Genomic DNA, 1,289 nt, shown 5'->3' on the forward strand with positions numbered 1-1,289 from the left:
ACCCCAGGAGCAGGGGCCGGGGGTTCCCAGCCTTCCGGCTTGTATCCGGCGGGCGGAACCGCGTAAACCATGGCAGAACCGATGACGAAGATGTAGAAGGTGATCGACATGATCAAAAAGGTCTTGAAGATATTACCCGAGAGAACCGCCATATCCATGCCATCCTGGAAGGCAACGAGTCTCTCGATAAGCGGCGCGAATATCATCGATCCCGCTCCAAATCCCATAACGGCCAGACCGGTGATCATCCCCCTCTTGTCGGGGAACCACTTGATGCAGGTGGCGATGGGAGTAACATAGGCAAATCCGACTCCAAGACCCCCAATGATCCCGTAGGCAAAGTTCAGACCCATAGCATTCTTGTACAGAAATGCCGACAGCAGGCATCCAGTACCCAGGAGAATTCCTCCAAAAGCACCAACGATTTTCGGTCCCTTCTTATCCTGCCAGATGCCGGCGATAATCATCGCCACGGTGAAGAAAAGTAGGGAATACCGATACGGAGCAACGGTTGTTCCTTTGTCCCAGTTGTTGAGGTACGCAAGCGCCGGGCGGAAAACCGACCATGAATAGAGAACTCCCAGGCACATCTGCATCACCAGCGCCGCCCCGACAAATTTCCAACGATTTACTTTCTCTGCCATACAACACCTCCTCCACTATTTTGGTGTTCAGAAAATCACCTTGTGAAACCGTGAAACACAAAAAAACAAAGAAATCTTTCTCGCTATCACCCCCCCTCCATGGAAAATTGATCTATTGGCTACCTTTTCCTCCCAGAAAAGTGTATGAAACATGAGATCGCCCGATTTGAAAAAGATAGTAAAACAATGTTATCGGGTTGTCAAGCATATTTTCGAACAATTCTAAAACAATATTTCAAAATGTTGCCCGGGCCGCAGGCTCGAAAAATGCTGCACTGTACGATGGTCTCACCATGCATTCTGTCCCCCAAAAAAATCGTGATTGCCCCGTAATCTCATCACCCGGGCTTGTTCTGCTCGTTGATCCTGTTTTACGATTTTTTCCCCTCTCCATATTTTTTCAGGATTCCAATCTCCCTTTTTGTCAGAAATCTCCATTCGCCGGGCGAGAGGTCCTTCAGGGAAAGACCCGCGAAGCCAACTCTCGTGAGCCTCAAAACAGGGTGGCCGACTTTTGCGAACATTTTCCTGATCTGGCGGTAACGCCCTTCAGATATTTTCACTACGATCCACGATTTATCCTTTCTTACCTCCGATAGAGAAAACTTTCCCGGGGCCGTTTTTCGGCCATCTATATCCACACCG

2 protein-coding genes are annotated in these 1,289 nt (G+C 49.3%); both read right to left on the minus strand.

The genetic code is table 11. The features are described 5' to 3' along the window. Positions 1–644: MFS transporter (locus GTN70_10940; protein NIO17480.1), on the minus strand; the 644-nt coding region annotated here is incomplete at its 3' end. 371 nt (positions 645–1,015) lie between these two features. Beyond that, the gene (locus GTN70_10945) at positions 1,016–1,207 is read right to left on the minus strand and encodes a hypothetical protein (GenBank protein NIO17481.1); all 192 of its coding nucleotides are present in this window, start codon (positions 1,205–1,207) and stop codon (positions 1,016–1,018) included. Positions 1,208–1,289: the final 82 nt, after the last annotated feature.

Source organism: Deltaproteobacteria bacterium (assembly GCA_011773515.1).
Classification (GTDB): Bacteria; Desulfobacterota; Deferrimicrobia; order J040; family J040; genus WVXK01.